4 protein-coding genes are annotated in these 1999 nt (G+C 34.3%); all 4 read left to right on the top strand.

Translation table 11 applies throughout. The annotated features are described in order from the left end of the window. Positions 1–136: 136 nt before the first annotated feature. The 4 genes from Q0236_RS01980 (at position 137) to Q0236_RS01965 (ending at position 1886) form a co-directional block, all read left to right on the top strand. Positions 137–697, top strand: a complete 561-nt coding sequence (locus Q0236_RS01980; RefSeq protein ID WP_297914432.1) for a hypothetical protein — start codon at positions 137–139, stop codon at positions 695–697. 92 nt (positions 698–789) lie between these two features. After that, positions 790–1269, top strand: a complete 480-nt coding sequence (locus tag Q0236_RS01975) for a hypothetical protein (RefSeq protein WP_297914429.1) — start codon at positions 790–792, stop codon at positions 1267–1269. A 46-nt stretch (positions 1270–1315) separates the two neighbouring features. Beyond that, complete coding sequence (locus Q0236_RS01970) at positions 1316–1657, top strand: hypothetical protein (protein WP_297914426.1); 342 nt, start codon at positions 1316–1318, stop codon at positions 1655–1657. Next, positions 1611–1886 (top strand): colicin immunity domain-containing protein, encoded by a 276-nt coding sequence (locus Q0236_RS01965; protein ID WP_297914423.1) that lies wholly within the window; start codon positions 1611–1613, stop codon positions 1884–1886. Before Q0236_RS01970 ends, Q0236_RS01965 begins: the two co-directional genes overlap by 47 nt. The last annotated feature ends 113 nt before the right edge of the window (positions 1887–1999 follow it).

The following is a 1999-nucleotide window of genomic DNA, read 5'->3' as shown; positions in this document are numbered from 1 at the left end:
AGACTATGAAGATTTTATATACCACAATAGTACCTTTTGCGGACTACGCGAGCTAGCTCTAAAAACAATCCATATTTTCGGCTACGATTTGGACGACTTCGACTATGACTAAAAGCCTTATAAGGAAAAATAGAATATGTATAAGCAAATAAAAGAGCTGCTAGAAAAGAGCGGCATAGAATTGAGCGAGGGTTTGAAAGAGAGCGAAATAGACAAAATAGAGCAAATTTATGAGTTTAAATTTCCAAAAAGCCTAAGAGATTTTTTGTCATATACATTGCCCATTTCGGTAGAATTTTATAATTGGAGAGACTTTAGCGATGAAAATATAAAGGAGATAAAGCAGGCTATGAACTACGTCTTTGAGTACTTAAAAAACGATCCTATTGATGAAATTTTTCCAAATGAGAACTATTGGAATACGCAAAAATGGGGTCCGATGCCCAAAGACAAATCTCGCAAGCGAGCCATTATACTAGAAGCAGCCAAAATTGCACCTAAGATTATACCTATATATTCTCATAGATATATGCCGTGTCTTAAATTACCGGATCCGCCGGTCTTATCTATACACTATACCGATGTCATTTATTATGGGAAAAATTTATATGACTACTTTTTGAGGGAATTTGGTAAAAATCCTCTTGAGCCGGTCAGAAAATGCCCGTATGTGCCTTTTTGGTCTGATTTATACTAAAATTTAATAAAGGCGAGTTTGCGTTAATTTACGATTATTTGATTTTTATAATTTAAAGAAAATATGCGTTAGTATAGTTAAGGCGGGGAAAAATGATAGAAGTAGTGATTGACTTTGATGAGTTGCAAAAAGACAGAAGATATATTGATGAATGGCATGATTATTGCCCCAAAGAAATAGAGCATAAGTTATACTCATATTTATCCGAAAAGCTTTCTTTGCCGCTACGTATCGGCCCTGATGCATTCGCGGATTTCTTTTGGTTTCTGCGATTTAAGGAATGGAAAGACTATAGCGAGGAAGAATGGGAGCGATATAAAGATAAAGACGAGTGGGAAAGCTATAGCGAATATATCGAGGAAAAAGAGGAAAACTCACGATATGGTTTAAAAAATAAGCAAGGCGCTCGAGACGATTTAAAGTTAATTTTCTTAAATTTTAATGCATTTAAGAAAAAATACAGCGATCTGGCTAGGCAGTTGCTAGACGTGATAAAATTTACGCTCTCGGAGACCGCCAAATACCTAGATTACGATGACTTGCTTGATATTCAAATAGAAATTCGAAGCTAGAAGATTATGAAGCGGCAATGAGAAATAAATTCTAGGAAAGAAGCGAATGAGATACAACGATTTGATATTTTTAAATTTATTCCGTAATTACAAAGATGAATTTGCCGGAGTCGGTCGGCGCGACTTTGTAATTTATTTGGAAGAGCTGGTTAAGGCTGGAGAATATGGTATAGCGCTGGAAGATTTTTTAGTTCAAATGTATGAATATGATATAAAAATTTCTTCTAACGACTTAACAATTATAAAAAATTTATGCGAAGGCGTGAATGTCGATAGTAATTTATGGTTGGTTCTAAGTATTAAAGCGACGGGCGATGAAAATATACCTAAAAGGGCTCATTGTGATAGAGGAATATATAAAAATAATAGAGGATTTTTTGCAAAATAGAATCAACGTATTTGAATTCGAAAAGATATATTGGGATAAATTTATGAATGATAAAAATTTTCCCGATGAATATTATGGACCGCTTAATAGACTTCTTACTGACATCGATGAATTTGAACCAGACGAAGAGTTGAGGGGTGATGATACGGTAGGCGATTCATTAAGTGAAGAGGATCTAAGGGAGTGCGCGAAAAAGGCTTTAAAACAAATTGCACTTTTAAAATATTAGTTCCTACAAAAATAAAAATATATTACGATATAATGCGGGCAAATCCACATCCCAATAAAAGGAAACCCAAATGCAAATTGACGGAAAAGAGATATTTAAAAAGGGTGATCTTA

The organism is uncultured Campylobacter sp., assembly GCF_938031315.1.
GTDB lineage: Bacteria > Campylobacterota > Campylobacteria > Campylobacterales > Campylobacteraceae > Campylobacter_B.
The sequence above is the reverse complement of the archived record's forward strand: the minus strand, read 5'-3'. Positions and strand labels throughout refer to the sequence as shown.